Genomic DNA, 16,544 nt, shown 5'->3' with positions numbered 1-16,544 from the left:
CAGATCACATCCGCCGGGCACCGAAGGGGCGAAAGGGATTTCCTGGCCACCGGCCGTCGTGCGGCGTGGACACGGAGGCAGCGCAGGAGTACCCAGCGTCACAACGGGTGCTCCGACCAAGCCGGAGCCACTTCGGTGCCGAATGGCAGGGGAAACGTAAGGTCCGTCCGAGAGTTGGAGAACCCTTGAGGATTCCTTTGTCGATACCCCGCTGGGGGGCCGCCACCGCGGCCGCCGGCCTGCTGCTGCTGGCGTCCGCGGGCGGAGCCGCCGCGGCCTCCTCCCCCGCCGGCGCACAGCCGGGCGCGGTTCCCGCACACCACACGGCGCGGCCGGCACCGGCCACGCCCTCACTCGCCGACGCCTACCGCGGCGTACAGGGCGTCAACTTCTGTCTGCTGGCCCGCTGCACCGTCGGCGACCAGGGCACCGGGGCCGGGTCCACCGGGCCGAGCAACACACAGGCGGCGAACTTCTGCCTGCTGGCTGTCTGCACCGTCCGCCCCTGACAGGGCGGCAGCCCTGGCGCGGAGCAGCCCGCACGGTCTTCCTGACGGAACCGTGCGGGTGCCGCCCGGCGGCGTGCACGCCGCCGGGCGGGAAGCCTTCACCATCAGGACCGGGCGCCCCCGGAAGCCGTACGGTTCCGGCCGGCCCGGCCGAGCAGCCAGGGCACCGCCAGGTGGTGGACCGGCGCGGCCGCGGCCCACACCAGCCGGGCGAGCCGCCGGTGATAGCGCACGAAGGTGACCCAGACGACGCCGGATTCGTCCACGACCACCACGTTACGGGCGGCGATCAGGGGTGAGCGCGCGTCGAGTGTCACCGACGCGGAGCCGGATTCCGTGAGCGCCCAGCCGAGCACATACCCCGGCGACTGCCTCGGGCCCATCCGCAGCCCGAGCCCGAGGGTCCAGCCGCGCAGCAGGATCCACCGCACCGCGGGCGGAGCGTCCTCGAAGGTGGCCCGCGCCCACTGCTCAGGGGGCAGGGAACGCGCCTGCCGCGAGGGCAGTTCGAAGGCGGACGCGTAGTCGGCCGTGGCGAACTCCCCTGCGGGCCGGGCCGCTTGCGGCACTTCCACCCGGCGCACCCGAGGATGTGTCATCAGAAGGGCCCCTTCCACGGCGGTCCGAATACGGCGGTCCGAATACGGCGCCACCGATTCTGCCGCCTGGAGCCCGCCGGCGCGGCGCGAACCGCGGGAGTGGACCGGGTGTCACCGCCGGAAGGTCTCAGCCGTCGAGGGGCAGCGGCTGCCAGCTCCAGTCGGCGACCTCGGGGAGATCCGTGCCGTGTCCCCGGATCCAGGCGTGATGCCTGAGACGGGCCTCCTCCATCGTCTGGCGCGCGTGCGTGGCGCGTACCGCGAGCCCGGGGACCCGGTCGATGACGTCCAGGACCAGCCGGTAACGGTCCAGGTCGTTGCGGACCACCATGTCGAAGGGGGTCGTCGTGGTCCCGGACTCCTTGTAGCCGCGTACATGCAGATTCGCGTGACCGGTCTGGCGGTAGGCGAGGCGGTGGATCAGCCACGGATAGCCGTGGTACGCGAAGATCACCGGCTTGTCGCGGGTGAAGAGCGCGTCGTACTGCATGGCCGACAGCCCGTGCGGGTGCTCCGATTCCGGCAGCAGCCGGGCCAGATCGACCACGTTGACCACCCGCACCGCGAGCCCCGGCAGATGACGGCGGATCAGCAGGGCCGCCGCCAGCACCTCCTGGGTGGGTACGTCGCCCGCGCAGGCCAGCACCACATCGGGCTCCTCGCCCTCCCGTTCGGTGCCCGCCCATTCCCAGACCCCGGCCCCGCGTGCGCAGTGGGCCCGCGCCTCGTCGAGGGTGAGCCAGTCGAAACAGGGCTGCTTGCCCGCCACGACGACATTGACGTAGTCCCGGCTGTGCAGCACGTGTTCGGCGACGGAGAGCAGGGTGTTGGTGTCCGGCGGGAGGTAGACGCGTACGACTTCCGGGGACTTGTTGAGCACATGGTCCACGAACCCGGGGTCCTGGTGCGAGAAGCCGTTGTGGTCCTGGCGCCAGACGTGCGAGGTGAGCAGGTAGTTGAGGGAGGCGATGGGGCGGCGCCAGGGCAGGGTGCGGGACACCTTCAGCCACTTGATGTGCTGGTTGACCATCGAGTCGACGATGTGGACGAAGGCTTCGTAGCAGGAGAAGAACCCGTGCCGCCCGGTGAGGAGATAGCCCTCCAGCCAGCCCTGGCAGGTGTGTTCGGAGAGGATCTCCATCACCCGGCCGTGCCGGTCGAGGTGCTCGTCGACTCCGAGGGTCTCCGCCTGCCACGCCTTCCCGCTGGCCTCGTACAGGGCCTGGAGCCGGTTGGACGCGGTCTCGTCGGGGCCCACCACCCGGAAGTCACGGCGCTCGGCGGTGGCCGCCATGACCGACTCCAGCAGGTCGCCGAGGACCCTGGTCGGTTCGTGCAGGGTCGCGCCGGGCCGCGCGACCTCCACGGCGTACTCGTCCAGGGCCGGTACGGGCAGGTCGAGCAGGCGGAGACCGCCGTTGGTGTGCGGGTTGGCCCCGAGGCGCAGCGGCCCTTCGGGGACACAGGCCAGGACCTCGGCGCGGGGCCGTCCCGCCGGGTCGAAGAGGTCCTCGGGCCGGTAGGAACGCAGCCACATCTCCAGCTGCCTGAGGTGCTCGGGGTTCTCCCGCACCTCGGGCAGCGGCACTTGGTGGGCCCGCCAGGTGCCCTCGACCGGCAGCCCGTCGACGCTCACCGGGCCGGTCCAGCCCTTGGGCGTACGCAGCACGATCATGGGCCAGCGGGGGCGCTCGGTGCTGCCCTCGTCGCGGGCCGCCCGCTGGATGCGGGCGATACGGTCCAGCGCGGTGTCCATCGCGTCGGCCATGGCCCGGTGGACCGTCTCCGGATCGGCGCCGGTGACATGCAGGACGTCGTGCCCGTATCCGCTCAGCAGCCCGTCCAGCTCGGCCTGCGGGATGCGCGCGAGCACCGCCGGATTGGCGATCTTGTATCCGTTCAGATGCAGGATCGGCAGGACGGCGCCGTCGTGCACCGGGTCGAGGAACTTGTTGGAGTGCCAGGACCCGGCGAGCGGCCCGGTCTCCGCCTCGCCGTCACCGATGACGCAGGCGACCAGCAGGTCCGGGTTGTCGAAGGCCGCTCCGTACGCGTGGGAGAGCGAGTAGCCCAGCTCGCCGCCCTCATGGATCGAGCCCGGCGTCTCGGGTGCGACATGGCTGGGGACGCCGCCGGGGAAGGAGAACTGGCGGAAGAGCCGGGCCATGCCCGCCGCGTCCCGCCCGATGTCCGGGTACGTCTCGGAGTAGCTGCCCTCCAGCCAGGAGTTGGCCAGGACGGCCGGGCCTCCGTGACCGGGCCCCCAGACGCAGACCGTGTCCTGGGCGCGCGCCTTGACGACACGGTTCAGATGCGTGTGGACCAGGTTCAGTCCGGGCGATGTGCCCCAGTGGCCGAGCAGACGGGGTTTGATGTGCTCCGGCCGCAGCTCCTCGGTGAGCAGCGGATTGTCCATGAGATAGATCTGGCCGACCGCCAGGTAGTTGGCGGCCCGCCAGTGGGCGACCAGTGACGCGAGTTCCTCGTCGGTGACCGCGGCCGGTGCTTCCGTGCTGGTCTCGCGCATGATGCTCCTTGCCTTGGGCCTGGGGCGTGTTGTCTTCGCTCAGCCGTGCGGGACGACGGTCACCGGGCACGGCGCGTGGTGCATTGCCGAGGACAGGGCGTGGCCGACCGGCGGTGACAGCGCCGGCCGGTTCCTGCGGCGCCCGACGACCAGCAGCCCCGCGCCCGTGGCGCCCCGGACGACCGCCTGGGCCGGGCTCTCCGTCCGTACCCGCTCGGCCGTGCGTACCTGCGGGAACTTCTCCCGCCACGGCCTCAGTGCTTCGGCGAGCTCCGTCTGGGCACGCTCGGTGGCCCGCCGCGAGGCGCGCGCGTCGACTCCGCTCCGGGTGTACGCGTCATCCGGAAGGCTCCGGCCGTGCACGGCCCGCAGCAGGACACCGCGCCTGGCCGCTGTGTCGAAGGCGAACTCGCACAGCGCCTCGCACGGCCCCTCCAGCGAGAGGCCCAGCACCACGGGGCCGTCCTCGACCGACGGCCCTGTCGCCTCCCGCGCCCGGACCAGGACGACCGGGGCATCGGCGCGCGCCACCACCCGCAGACCGATGTCGCCCAGGTAGTAGCCGGCCATCGGGACCATGTCACGGGAACCGAGCACCACCGCCTGCGAATCCTCCGCCGCCGCCAGCAGGGACTCCACCGGGTCGCCCTCCGTCAGCTCCTCGGTGACGGGCAGTCCGGGGCAGCGCTCCTCCACCACGATGCGGGCCCGCTCCATGACCCACCGGGGCAGACCCCGCCGGCCGTCCCCGGCGCCGCCCTCGCCCCCGTCCGCCGTCGGCGGCGTGTCGTCCGGGCCGGCGGGCCCCGCGTGCAGGATGCGCAGCACAGCGCCGCGGGACTGCGCCTCGCGCGCCGCCCAACGGGCCGCGGAGAGCGACTCGGCCCTGCTGTCCAGGCCCACGGTGACGATCGGCTTCATGGCCGTGCTCCGTTCTCGGCGCGAATCTCCCCGCCGGTTTGCGCCGCCGGTTCTCCCCCGTGACCGCGTCACGGGGCCCGGACACGGCCGGCCGCGGTCGCACCGCCGGTGCCGGAGAGAACCGGGCCGTACCGCATCCGATTCTGTGCGGGAGAGACATACCCCCGCAAACGCAGCAACTTCTTGACATGGACCTGATATCTTGTTCGCCCGCCTGCCGCTCGCCCGCCCCGGGCGCGCTCCGACGGTCCCCATCACCGCACCGGAAGGCTCACATGTCCCCCACACCCAGACGGCTGACGCTGCTCGCCGCGCTGCCGTGCCTGCTCCTCGGCCTCCTCACGCCTGCGGCCTCCGCCGGCACCCAGGCGGCGATCTGCAACAAGTACTGCGACGCACGGGACCCCGCCGCGGCGACGAAGGACAGAACGCCGGTCACCGCCTCGATCTACTCGCGCACCATCGCGCTGCATCTCGATGACAACGATGTCATGGGCTGGGCGTCCATCGACAACGGCAGCGCGGGTGACGAGGTCTGGCTGGACCGCTCGTTCGACGGCGGCAAGACCTGGTCGTCGGGCAGCAAGCTGGGCGACACCAGCACGCCCGCGGGATCGGGCGGCTGGCGCACCCAGATGTACAACGTCGACGACTGGAACACGGCCGGTGTCGGCGCGCTCCGGGCATGCGGCAAGGCCGGCGACCGGGCCGAGATCGCCTGTACGCAGTGGGCACGCACGGACTGGAACGCGGGCAGCAGGAGCACCGCGGCCGCGACCGCGCTGATGATGTCGTTCGACCGGAACACCGGCCTGTTCGGCGGCAACGGCTGGTGGACCAGCGCCAACGCGCTGACGGCCGTCATCGACAACATCCGCACGAGCGGCATGCCCAGCTACAAGTACGCCGTCTCCAGCACCTACGACAAGAACATCGGCGCGCAGGGCGGCAACTTCACCAACGACTATCTCGACGACACCGGCTGGTGGGGGCTGGCCTGGGTCGCCGCGTACGACCTGACCGGCGACAGCCGTTACCTCAACACCGCACGCGCCGACGCCGACCACATGTTCGCCAACTGGACGGGCACCTGTGGGGGCGGTGTGCTGTGGAACGAGAACAAGACCTATAAGAACGCGATCACCAACGAGCTGTTCCTCCAGCTCAACGCCGCCCTGCACAACCGCATCCCCGGCGACTCCGCCTATCTGGACCGGGCGAAGAACGAGTGGTCGTGGTTCAGCGCCAGCGGCATGATCAACTCGGACCACATGATCAACGACGGCCTGACCGACGGCTGTTCCAACAACGGCCAGCAGACCTGGACGTACAACCAGGGCGTGATCCTCGGCGGGCTGGCCGAACTCCACCGGGCGACCGGCGACAGCACGCTCCTCGACACCGCGCGGACCCTGGCCGACGCGTCATCGACCCGGCTGGAGACCGACGGTGTGCTGCGCGAGCCCGGCGAGTCCGACGGCTGCACGGGCGACGGGCCGTCGTTCAAGGGGGCTTACGTCCGGGGGCTCGGCACGCTCAACGGAGAGCTGTCCGACCACCCGTACAGCACCCCGCTGAACCGGTGGGCCGACGCCGCCCACAGCAAGGACCGCAACGCGCTCGACATGTACGGGCCGCACTGGAACGGCCCGTGGGCCGGCACGCCCGACTACGGCTGCCAGCAGAGCACGCTCGACCTGCTCAACGCGGCTCCCGCGAGCTGACAGCGGACCTGACGCACACGGCGGCCCGTGCACGGATGGATCCGCTCCCCCGTGCACGGGCCGCTCCGCTCCCCCGCCCCCGCCCCCGCACCCGCACCCGCCCCCGATGAGCGTATTCCGGTCAGGTCATCGACGGATCGCCCTTGATCAGTGCGAACACCGCACCGTCCGGGTCCTTGAGCAGGGCCAGCCGGCCGACGCCCGGAGCGTTGCTCGGCGGCATCAGTGCCGTGGCGCCGCGCCCGGTGGCCGCGGCGAACGTCGCGTCGCAGTCATCGACGCCGAAGTACGGGTGCCACTCCGACCCGGCCCCGGCCTCCACGTTCTCCTTCGGGAGCTGCATGATGCCACCGTGGCTGGTGTCGTCGCCCTCGCCACCGCCCTGTGCGGAGACGACGGTGTAGACCATGCCGTCCCCCATGGACATGTCCTGGTAGTCCCAGGAGAAGACCGAACGGTAGAAGGACTTCGCCGCTGCCACGTCCTTGGTGTGCAGCTCCACCCAGCACATCGTGTCCGGCTCCATGACCGTCTCGAGCCCCTGCACATCGCCCGGCTGCCAGACGGCGAACTCGGCGCCCGCCGAGTCGGTGAAGCCCGCCATACGGCCTGCGGTGAAGACGTCCATCGCGGGGAAGCGGACCGTTCCGCCGGCCTGCTCGACGGCGCGGCCGGTGGCGTCGGCGTCGGACGTGTGGAAGTAGACCGTCCACGCCGGGTTCGCGCCCTCGGCCGTCAGCGGGCCGACGGCCGCGACGGTCTTGCCGCCCTTCTGGAAGAAGCCGTAGCCGCCGCTGTCGGGGCCCGCCGACTGGAAGGTCCAGCCGAACACGCCGGTGTAGAAGGCGACGGCCGCGTCGATGTCGGGGGCGCCGAGGTCGAGCCAGTTCGGCGCGCCAGGGACGTAGTGGGTCGTCAGCACGGGAGATCCTCCGGGGTACGTGGGGTGATGGGGCCGGCCGTCCACGGCCCGGGAATCCCTCCCGCCCCCGATGGGCAGGGCAGCCGCTGACTGTCCCCCATGCGTACCGGGGCCGCCGGGCCGCCGAAACAGGAACCGGCGCCACGCCCTGCGGACGGCTCCCGGCACCCACCCGTACGGCCCAGCGGACCGCCCCTACCCGGCTTCCCGCGCCGGGCTCAGCCGGTACGCATAGGTGTAGGTGCGCCCGGCGTGCAGCAGATACGCGTCGAGCGGCGGCGCGCCCCACGAGTCGTTACCGCCGACGCCCGTCTGCCGGTGATTGACCCCGAGCAGGGTCTCATCGCGCCGCTTCAGCTCGTACGGATGCCTCGGGCCCTCCAGATCGAACGGCGAACAGTGCAGCGCGCTGGTCTCCAGCATCGGTTCGCCTTCGGCCGGGTCGGCCCGCACGGTCAGCCCCGCGCCGGAGCGCTCCGTGAGCGACAGGGTGCGCACATCGGTCATGTTCCCGGTCTGCTCGGGACGGACGTAGGGCGCCACCTGTGCGTCGACGGTGGAACGATAACGGCCCACGAAGGCACCGGAGTTGCGGTCCCAGTAGTTCTCCTGCGGGCCGCGGCCGTACCAGTCGACCCGCTCGAATCCCTGAGGCACCGTCAGCAGGGCGCCGACCAGCGGCAGATCGGGCAGCCCGTCGGCGGCCTTCAGGGTGTGCCTGATACGCACTTCCCCGTCGCCGCGTACGGTGAACTCGGTGGCCCAGCTGGACGTGTGCGGCGCCGTGGGCAGGGTGCACTCCACCGCGATGGTGACCGCGCCCCGCGACGGCTGTGCGGCCTTCACCGATGTCACCGTGCGCCTGGTCCCGGCGTCCCGCCAGGTCCGCAGGGTGTTCTGGGCGCCCCGCCCGATGTCGTTGTCGGTCGGGCCCCGCCAGAAGTTCGGCACCGGGCCGCCCGACAGCAGGAGCCGGCCCTTCCAGCGGTAGGAGCTGAGCGTCCCGGTCGCCCGGTCGAGCACCACTTCCACCTGGCGACCGGTGACCGTGACGCTGCTGTCGCTCTCCTCCAGGGTGAGGGCGGGCAGCCCGTCGGGGTCCGGGTCGGCCGCCGCCGGAGTGTGCCAGTCCAGCGCGAACTGCTCTCCGGCCACGGTGTGTCCGGCCTCCGCCCAGCTGGTGTCCGATGCCAGCACGAAGGAGAGGTTCAGCCAGTACTCGGCGCCGGGCTCCGGGGTGCGCGGCTTGTTCCAGGGGATACGGACGGTCGCGTCGCCGCCGGGCGCCGCCTTCGGCGGGGGCAGCGTGCCGTGCTGCGCGGTCCGTCCGTCGCAGGTCACCGTCCACCGCAGCTCGTATGCGTCCAGGCCGCTGAACAGGTGCTTGTTCCGTACCGTCACCGTGCCCGCGCCGAGGTCGACGGCGCTGATCCCCACCGGCTGGTAGACCTTCTTGAGCTCCAGGAGCCCGGGGTGCGGGGTGCGGTCCGCCGCCATCAGGCCGTTGCAGCAGAAGTTGGCGTCGGTGGGGTATCCGGGGTGCCAGTCGCCGCCGTACGAGAGGTAGTTGTGGCGTGGGTCGCCCGGTACGGGCAGCCGGATCGCCTGGTCGACCCAGTCCCACACGAAGGCGCCGTGCAGATTCGGGTAGCGCTCGAAGACCTCCCAGTACTCCTTGAGGTTGCCGCTGCTGTTGCCCATCGCGTGGGCGTACTCGCAGAGGATGAAGGGCGTCTCACTGCCCGACTTTCCGTACGCCTCCACGTCGGCCGGCACGGTGTACATCTGGCTGTGCAGGTCAGCGACCGCGTTCATGCCTTCGTAGTGGACCGGGCGGGAGCTGTCCCGTGCGTGGACCCAGTCGGCCATGGCCTGGAAGTTGGACCCCTGTCCTGCCTCGTTGCCCAGCGACCAGACAATCACGCTGGGGTGGTTCTTGTCCCGCTCGACCAGGGAGCGGAGCCGGTCCACACAGGCGCCGGTCCACTCGGGCAGTGAGGCGGGCACGGTGTCGCGCACCCCGTGCGACTCCAGGTTCGTCTCACCGATGACGTACAGGCCGTACTCGTCGCACAGTTCGAGCCAGCGGGGGTGGTTCGGGTAGTGCGAGGTGCGGACGGCGTTGATGTTGTACTGCTTCATCAGCCGGATGTCCTGGATCATCCGGTCCTCGCGGATGGCCTGGCCGTGGTCGGGGTCGGTCTCGTGGCGGTTGGTGCCGCGGAACATGACCGGCTTGCCGTTGACGGTGAACTTGCCCGGCCCGTGGGAGACTTCGCGGAATCCGAGGGTGGTGCGCTGGATGTCGGCCACTCTGCCCCGGCCGTCGGTGAGGGTGACGACGAGGGTGTAGAGGTTCGGCTGCTCGGCCGACCAGAGTGCCGGGGCGCGGACGTCGGCGGTGAGCTGCACCTCGGCGTCCCCCTTGCCGGGTGTGGCCCGGCCGCGCAGCGGGCTGCCGACGCGCCGCCCCCGGGCGTCGTGGAGGACGGCCTCGACGTGGTGTGCGCCGGCGGTGGCTCCGCCCCGGTTGCGTACGGTCGTGGTGACGGTCAGGGTCGCGTCGCGGTAGGCGTCGTCCAGTGCGGTCCTTACGAACAGGTCCTGCACATGGACCGGTGCGATCGCGTAGACATAGACGTCCCGGAAGATGCCGGACAGGTCGATCATGTCCTGGTCCTCCAGCCAGCTGCCGTCGGACCAGCGGTAGACCTCCACGGCGAGGCTGTTGTCACCGGCGTGCACATGGTCGGTGATGTCGAACTCGGCCGGGGTGTAGCTGTCCTCGCTGTAGCCGACGCGCTTGCCGTTGACCCAGACGAAGAACGCGGACTTGACGCCCTGGAAGGAGATCAGGGTGCGGCGGCCCGACCAGCCGCTGGGCACGGTGAAGGTGCGCCGGTAGGAGCCGACCGGGTTGAACTCGTGCGGGACATTCGGCGGTTCGGGCTTCTCGTAACCGGTCCACGGGTACTGGATGTTGAGGTAGATGGGCTCCTGGTAGCCCTCGATCTCCCAGTTCGACGGGACGGCGATGCGGTCCCAGCCGTGGTCGTCGTAGCCGGGGGCCTCGAACCCGGCCGGCCGTGCGTCGGGGTTCTTGGACCAGTGGAACCGCCAGGTCCCGTTCAGGGACCGGAAGTAGGGGGACTTCGCGAAGTCCCCGCGCAGCGCGTCGGACTCGCTCGCGTACGGCACGAGCCTGGCGCGGGCCTCTTCTCTGCCGATCTGGAAGACCTTCGGTTGCGCGTCCCACTCCGCGCCCGTCGCGCTCCCGGTCTCCGCGGCGTCCGCCGCGAAGGCGATTTTCTGTGCGGAGAAGGCGGCCCAGCCCGCGAGGGCGGCCCCGGTGACCAGGACGGAACGTCGGCTTACTCGGCGTGCGCTCATACGGCAGCTCCGAACGTAAGAGAACAAGAACCGCCAGCATCAGACAGAAAAACTCAACACACAAGACGGCGAACCCACTTGGGCGGCGGTCGTGCGGGCAAAGGACGCGGAACGCGTCATGCCGCCGGTCCGCGTGGACCGGCGGCATGACGTGCTGTCATTTCTTGCCTATTTCTTGTCCGGCAGCCACTTCTTCCAGACGTCCGGGTTCTGGTCCACCCAGCGCTTGGCCGCTTCGTCGGCCGACAGTCCCTGCGAGGCGATCATCGCGGAGACCTTGTTCTGGTCGTCCTTCGTCCACTTGAAGTTCTTCAGGAACGTCGCGGCGTCGCCACCGGTCCTGGTGAACTCGGTGTTGAAGTACTTCTGCAGGGGCGTCGACGGATAGGCGCAGTCGATGGACTTCGGGTCCTTGACCCCCTTGTCCGCGCACTTCGCGGTGTACGGAGGGAGCTTGACCTCGGTCATCGGCACCTGGTTGAAGAGCCACTGCGGCTCGTACCAGTAGCTGAGGAAGGGCTTCTTCTCCTTGGCGAACTGCTGGATCTGGGTGATCTGTGCGGCCTCGGACCCCGCGAAGACCACGTCGTAGTCCAGCTTGAGGTTCTTCACCAGGGCCTTGTCGTTGGTGACGTAGGACGGCGAGCCATCCATGAGCTGGCCCTTGCTGCCGCTCTCCGCCGTACGCAGCCGACTCGCGTACTTGTTGAGGTTCTTCCAGTTGGTGACGTCCGGGTGTTTGTCCGCCCAGTACTTCGGTACGAACCAGCCGATGTGTCCGGTGACCCCCAGGTCGCCGCCCGCGGTGATCGTCTTCTTGTCCTTGACGTACCGCTTCTCCTGGTCGGGGTGGCCCCAGTCCTCCAGGATCGCGTCGACGCGGCCCTGGCTGAGCGCGTCCCAGGCGGGGATCTCGTCCACCTGGACGGTGTCGACGCGGTAGCCGAGGCGGTGTTCCAGCAGATACTTGGCGACGGCCACGTTCGCCTGCGCGCCGACCCAGCTCTGCACGGAGAGCGTGACGGACTTGGCTCCCTTGGCCGCTGCGAAGGGCGACGACTGCTTGGTCATGTCGGCGGCTCCGCAGCCGCTGAGCGAGACCAGCAGGGCGCCGGACGCCAGGGCGGCGAGTGCGGTGGTGGCGCGGCGTGCGCCACGGGTGCGGGTACGGGTCACGGCTCAGGCCCCCTTCCGGATGCGGCGTTCGGTGGGCTGGGTGACACGGTCGAGCATCAGGCCCAGGCAGACGATGGCCACGCCCGCGACGAGACCGATGGCGAGGTCGCCGGTGGCCAGTCCGGTGACGACGTCGTAGCCGAGAGCGCCGCCGCCCACCAGTCCGCCGATGATGACGACGGCGAGCACCAGTACCACGCCCTGGTTGACGGCGAGGAGCAGCGCCGGGCGGGCCAGCGGCAGCTGGACCTGGCGCAGGGTCTGCAGCCGGGTGGCGCCGAGCGACCTGGCGGCCTCCACCGCGGCCGGGTCGACCTGGCGCAGCCCCTGCGTGGTGATGCGGATGACGGCGGGCAGCGCGTAGACGACCGCGGCTGCGGCGGCCGGGGCGCGGCCCACGGCGAAGAGCGCGACCACCGGGATGAGGTACACGAACTGCGGCATGGTCTGCATGACGTCGAGTACCGGACGCAGTACGGCTTCGGCGCGGCGGCTGCTTGCCGCGAGGATCCCGACGGCGAAGCCGACGACCAGGGTGACGACGAGGGCGGCCAGGACCTGGGACAGCGTGTCCATGGACGGCTTCCACATGCCGAGTACGCCGATGGCGCAGAGCGCCAGTACCGCCGTCAGCGCGGTCTGCCAGGTACCGATGAGCCAGGCCAGGGCGGCGACGATGAGCAGCGCGCCCCACCAGGGCAGGCCGGTCAGCCCGTCCCTGAGCGGGTCCAGGATCCAGGACGTGAAGTGCGCGGCCCAGTCGGCGGTGCCGCCGACGACGGGGACCCCGGAGTAGAGGTGGTCGACCATCCACTCCTTGAAGTCGTTGACGGGCCGTGCGATGGCCACGGTGGTTCCGGACGGCCAGAGCGTGGAGCCCGCCAGCCGGCCGGCCACCGCGACGACGGCGGTGCCGGCGGCCGCGAGGGCCCAGCCGCGCCGGCCGCGCAGGGCCACGGGTCCGGACGGGTCACTGCCGAGCCTGGCTCCGGCGGCCGCGGTGGTGCGGTCCATGACGATGGCGAGCAGCACGATCGGGATGGCGGCGGCCAGCGCCCCGCCGACGTCCACGGACGCCAGCGCCTGGTAGACGCGGTCGCCGAGGCCCGCGGCGCCGATGAGTGAGGCGATGACGACCATCGAGAGCGCCATCATGATGGTCTGGTTGAGACCGAGGAGCAGTTCCTTGCGGGCGAGCGGCAGCCGGGCGGTGAGCAGCCGCTGGCGTGCGGTGGAGCCGAGCGAGGAGACGGCTTCGAGGACCCCGGCGTCGGCGCCGCGCAGCCCGAGCGCCGTGAGCCGGGCCATCGGCGGCGCCGCGTAGACGACGGTGGCGAGCAGGGCGGCCGGCACTCCGATGCCGAACACCAGGACCACCGGCAGCAGATACGCGAAGGCCGGCAGCACCTGCATGGTGTCGAGCACCGGGCGCAGGATGCGGAACAGCCGGTCGGAGAGACCGCCTGCCAGCCCGAGTACCGCTCCGACGACGGCGGACGCGATGACCGCGACGACCATCAGCGCGAGCGTCTGCATCGTCGGCACCCACATGTCCAGCACTCCGCTGACCAGGAAGGAGACGAGTGCGGTGACGGCGATGCGCCATCCGGCCACCCGCCAGGCCACCAGGGTGACCGCGGCGGTGACCCCGGTCCAGCCGAGGGCGAGCAGCACGAGGTAGACGGCCCGTACGGCGATGACCACGGCGTTGCTCAGATAGCCGAGGAAGTACAGGAACAGCGGGTGGGTGTCGCGGTTGTCGATGATCCAGTCGCTGACGTGTCCCAGCGGCGCCGAGACGTCCACGGTGAGGGCACCGGGCCACAGTCCGCTGTCCCAGACCGCGTTCGCGATCGGGACCAGGACGGCGGCGGCGACGGCGAGCACCAGGAGTTTGCCCGCGCCCCGGTGGAGCAGTGCGGCACGGAGCCCGGCGGCCCTGCCGGGCGCGGCCTGGTTCTCGGTGCGGGCGGGGGTGGAGGTGGCGGCCGTCATGCGCGCCTCCGGGTGGCTGTGCCGGGCGGCCCGACGGGCGCGGGGTGTGGTGGCGTACGCATCAGGCGGCCACTCCGCTCTCGGCAGGGCTCTCGTCGATGCGGGCGACGACGGCGAGCAGACAGGCGTGGTCCACGACGCCCAGGCACCGCTCTCCCTCGACGACGCGCACCGCGCCGCCGGAGCGGACGACGGTGTCGATGGCGTCGGATATGAGTGTGCCGGGCGGCACCGACTCGCCCTCGTCGGCCTCGCCGCCCTGCGCGGGGCGCATGGCACGGCGGACCGTGAGGACCTGTTCGCGGGGCACGTCGCGGACGAAGTCGCGGACGTAGTCGTCGGCGGGCGAGCCGACGATCTCCTCGGGCGTGCCGAGCTGCACGATCCGGCCGTCGCGCATCAGGGCGATGCGGTCGCCCAGGGTCAGTGCCTCGGACAGGTCGTGGGTGATGAAGACCATGGTGCGGCCCTCGTCCTTGTGCAGCCGGACGACTTCCTGCTGCATATCGCGCCTGATGAGCGGGTCGAGTGCGCTGAACGGCTCGTCGAAGAGCAGGACTTCGGGGTCAACGGCGAGTGCGCGGGCCAGCCCGACCCGCTGCTGCTGCCCGCCGGAGAGCTGGTTCGGACGCCGGTTCTCCAGGCCGGTCAGGCCGACCTTCTCGATGAACTCGGCTGCCTTGGAACGGCGTTCGGCCCGGCCCACGCCCTGGATCTCCAGCCCGTAGGCGACGTTGTCCAGAACGGTCCGGTGCGGCAGCAGGCCGAAGTGCTGGAAGACCATGGCCGCGCGGTGGCGACGCAGTTCGCGCAGCTTGGTGCGGTCCATGGCGCGGACGTCCTCGCCGTCCATGGTGAGATCGCCGCTGGTGGGCTCGATGAGCCGGGTCAGACAGCGCACCAGTGTCGACTTGCCGGAGCCGGACAGGCCCATGACCACGAAGACCTCGCCCTCGTGGACGTCGAAGGAGACGTCGCGCACGGCGGCGGTGCAGCCGGTGCGCAGGCGCAGTTCCTCGCCGGTCAGCCCGGTCAGCGCGCTGTCGCCGGGGATCCGGTCGGCGCGGGGGCCGAAGACCTTCCAGAGGTTGCGTACGGAGAAGACGGTGCCGCGCTTCTCGTCCGCCGGGGCAGGTGTCGGCGGGGTGGCCGGTTCGCCGGCGGCGGGCGTGGTGGCTGTCATGCGGTCTCTCCCTGGGCGGGGGTGGCGGCGAGCAGTTCGGCGCATTTCTCGCCGACCATCAGGACTCCGATCATGGGGTTGACCGAGGGCATCGTCGGGAAGACGGACGCGTCGGCGATACGGATGCCGGAGAGCCCGCGGATCCGCAGCTCGGGGTCGACCACGGCCAGCGCGTCGTCGGGGGCGCCCATCCTGCAGGTGCCCGCCGGGTGGTAGACGGTGTGCGCCACCTTGCGGGCGTACTCGCTGATGTCCTCGTCGGACGTGACGTCGGGGCCGGGGCAGACCTCGCGCTTGAGCCAGTGGGCGAGCGGTTCGGTCTTGGCGATCTCACGGGCGAGGCGGATGCCGTCGACCAGTGTCCGGCCGTCGTAGTCGTCCTCGTCGGTGAAGTACCGGAAGTCCAGGGCCGGTTTGACCTCGGGGTCGGCGCTGGTGAGGTAGAGACGGCCGCGGCTGCGCGGCTTGGGGATGTTGGGTGTCATCGACACACCGTGCTCGGGCTTCTCGTAGCCCAGCCGCTCCGGGTTGTCGGTGAAGGGGATCTGGTAGAAGTGGAACATCAGGTCCGGGCCGCGCGATCCGGGGTCGCGGCGGACGAAGAGGCCGGCGTCGGAGTCCATCGCCGAGTTCTCCGGGATGGGGCCGTCGGTCTCCCACACGATGACGGACTCGGGGTGGTCGAGGAGGTTCTCGCCGACGCCCGGCAGGTCGTGCACGACGGGGATACCGAGTGCTTCCAGGTCCTGCTTCGGGCCGATGCCCGACAGCATCAGCAGCCGCGGGGTGTCCACCGCGCCCGCGCAGACCAGCACTTCGCGCCCGGCCCGCAGGAGGACCTCTTCGCCTTCCTTGGTGCGGACGTGCACGCCGGTGGCGCGGCTGCCGTCCAGTTCGAGGCGGTGCGCCCAGGTCTCCAGCATGATCGTGAGGTTGGGCCGGTCGCCCGCCTCGATGTGCGGGTGGAGGTAGGCCACCGACGCCGATGAGCGCTTGTTGTTCTCCGGGTGGTAGGCGAGGTCGAAGAAGCCGACCCCCTCGTGGAAGGGCTTCTTGTTGAAGCCCTCCACGCGCGGGACGCCCGCTGCCTGCTGGGCCGCTGCCACGAAGTCACTGGCGATGGCGTTGCGGTCCTTCTCGTCCACCGCGACGATGTTGTTGCGGAGCTTGGAGAAGTACGGGTCCATGGACTTCGCGTCCCAGCCGGCCGCGCCGTGCTCGGACCACTCGTCCCAGTCGCCGGGCAGCGGCTTGAACGAGATCAGGGTGTTGTGCGAGGAACAGCCGCCGAGCACCTTGGCGCGGCTGTGCAGGATGTGCGAATTGCCGCGCGGCTGCTCGGTGGTGGGGTACGCGTAGTCCAGGTCGCCGCCGAGCAGGCCGAGCCAGCGGCGAAGGGTGAGGACGTCGTCGCGGTCGATGTCGGTCGGGCCGCCCTCGACGACGACGACGCTGACGGCGGGGTCCTCGGTGAGCCGGGAGGCGATCACCGAACCCGCGGTGCCACCGCCGACGATGACGTAGTCGGCGGTGACCGTGGAGATTTCCGGAGGCATGGGCCATTGCTCCTTCTGCAAAGTGCTGACGCTCTTGCGTGT

The 16,544-nt window shown here is 70.8% G+C and carries 11 protein-coding genes; 2 read left to right on the top strand and 9 right to left on the bottom strand.

Features of this window, described 5'->3' with window-relative positions; genetic code table 11:
- Positions 1-185: 185 nt before the first annotated feature.
- Complete coding sequence (locus OG510_RS35705) at positions 186-509, top strand: hypothetical protein (RefSeq protein WP_406142164.1); 324 nt, start codon at positions 186-188, stop codon at positions 507-509.
- A gap of 104 nt (positions 510-613) precedes the next feature.
- On the opposite strand, the gene OG510_RS35700 is transcribed toward OG510_RS35705, so the two are convergent.
- The 3 genes from OG510_RS35700 to OG510_RS35690 all read right to left on the bottom strand — a co-directional run bounded on the left by OG510_RS35700 (position 614) and on the right by OG510_RS35690 (position 4,556).
- Positions 614-1,108, bottom strand: coding sequence for a DUF2867 domain-containing protein (locus OG510_RS35700; RefSeq protein WP_406142163.1), 495 nt, complete (start codon positions 1,106-1,108; stop codon positions 614-616).
- A 127-nt stretch (positions 1,109-1,235) separates the two neighbouring features.
- Positions 1,236-3,635, bottom strand: coding sequence for a phosphoketolase (locus OG510_RS35695; RefSeq protein ID WP_406142162.1), 2,400 nt, complete (start codon positions 3,633-3,635; stop codon positions 1,236-1,238).
- Between the two features lie 39 nt (positions 3,636-3,674).
- Positions 3,675-4,556 (bottom strand): universal stress protein, encoded by an 882-nt coding sequence (locus tag OG510_RS35690; RefSeq protein ID WP_406142161.1) that lies wholly within the window; start codon positions 4,554-4,556, stop codon positions 3,675-3,677.
- 275 nt (positions 4,557-4,831) lie between these two features.
- On the opposite strand from OG510_RS35690, the gene OG510_RS35685 reads away from it, so the two are divergent.
- The gene (locus OG510_RS35685) at positions 4,832-6,280 is read left to right on the top strand and encodes a glycoside hydrolase family 76 protein (protein WP_406142160.1); all 1,449 of its coding nucleotides are present in this window, start codon (positions 4,832-4,834) and stop codon (positions 6,278-6,280) included.
- A gap of 121 nt (positions 6,281-6,401) precedes the next feature.
- On the opposite strand, the gene OG510_RS35680 is transcribed toward OG510_RS35685, so the two are convergent.
- The 6 genes from OG510_RS35680 to OG510_RS35655 form a co-directional block, all read right to left on the bottom strand.
- Positions 6,402-7,202: a VOC family protein gene (locus tag OG510_RS35680; protein WP_406142159.1), complete on the bottom strand. Its 801-nt coding sequence runs from the start codon at positions 7,200-7,202 to the stop codon at positions 6,402-6,404.
- A gap of 195 nt (positions 7,203-7,397) precedes the next feature.
- Positions 7,398-10,592, bottom strand: coding sequence for a glycoside hydrolase family 2 TIM barrel-domain containing protein (locus OG510_RS35675; RefSeq protein ID WP_406142158.1), 3,195 nt, complete (start codon positions 10,590-10,592; stop codon positions 7,398-7,400).
- 168 nt (positions 10,593-10,760) lie between these two features.
- Positions 10,761-11,768, bottom strand: a complete 1,008-nt coding sequence (locus OG510_RS35670; protein WP_406142157.1) for an ABC transporter substrate-binding protein — start codon at positions 11,766-11,768, stop codon at positions 10,761-10,763.
- A gap of 3 nt (positions 11,769-11,771) precedes the next feature.
- The gene (locus tag OG510_RS35665) at positions 11,772-13,763 is read right to left on the bottom strand and encodes an ABC transporter permease (protein WP_406142156.1); all 1,992 of its coding nucleotides are present in this window, start codon (positions 13,761-13,763) and stop codon (positions 11,772-11,774) included.
- A gap of 61 nt (positions 13,764-13,824) precedes the next feature.
- A complete protein-coding gene (locus OG510_RS35660; protein ID WP_406142155.1) occupies positions 13,825-14,946 on the bottom strand; it encodes a glycine betaine/L-proline ABC transporter ATP-binding protein in 1,122 nt (373 codons plus the stop codon).
- A complete protein-coding gene (locus OG510_RS35655) occupies positions 14,943-16,502 on the bottom strand; it encodes a GMC family oxidoreductase (RefSeq protein ID WP_406142154.1) in 1,560 nt (519 codons plus the stop codon). The genes OG510_RS35660 and OG510_RS35655 overlap by 4 nt, the downstream gene beginning before the upstream one ends.
- Between the last annotated feature and the right edge of the window lie 42 nt (positions 16,503-16,544).

The sequence above is a fragment of the Streptomyces sp. NBC_01089 genome (assembly GCF_045162975.1).
Taxonomy (GTDB): Bacteria; Actinomycetota; Actinomycetes; order Streptomycetales; family Streptomycetaceae; genus Streptomyces.
The sequence above is the reverse complement of the archived record's forward strand: the minus strand, read 5'-3'. Positions and strand labels throughout refer to the sequence as shown.

Bases quoted from the DNA above. Each gene is read 5' to 3' on its own strand.
- OG510_RS35700 (WP_406142163.1), bottom strand. From the start codon at position 1,108: ATGACACATCCTCGGGTGCGCCGGGTGGAAGTGCCGCAAGCGGCCCGG.
- OG510_RS35695 (WP_406142162.1), bottom strand. From the start codon at position 3,635: ATGCGCGAGACCAGCACGGAAGCACCGGCCGCGGTCACCGACGAGGAA.
- OG510_RS35690 (WP_406142161.1), bottom strand. From the start codon at position 4,556: ATGAAGCCGATCGTCACCGTGGGCCTGGACAGCAGGGCCGAGTCGCTC.
- OG510_RS35685 (WP_406142160.1), top strand. From the start codon at position 4,832: ATGTCCCCCACACCCAGACGGCTGACGCTGCTCGCCGCGCTGCCGTGC.
- OG510_RS35675 (WP_406142158.1), bottom strand. From the start codon at position 10,592: ATGAGCGCACGCCGAGTAAGCCGACGTTCCGTCCTGGTCACCGGGGCC.
- OG510_RS35665 (WP_406142156.1), bottom strand. From the start codon at position 13,763: ATGACGGCCGCCACCTCCACCCCCGCCCGCACCGAGAACCAGGCCGCG.
- OG510_RS35660 (WP_406142155.1), bottom strand. From the start codon at position 14,946: ATGACAGCCACCACGCCCGCCGCCGGCGAACCGGCCACCCCGCCGACA.
- OG510_RS35655 (WP_406142154.1), bottom strand. From the start codon at position 16,502: ATGCCTCCGGAAATCTCCACGGTCACCGCCGACTACGTCATCGTCGGC.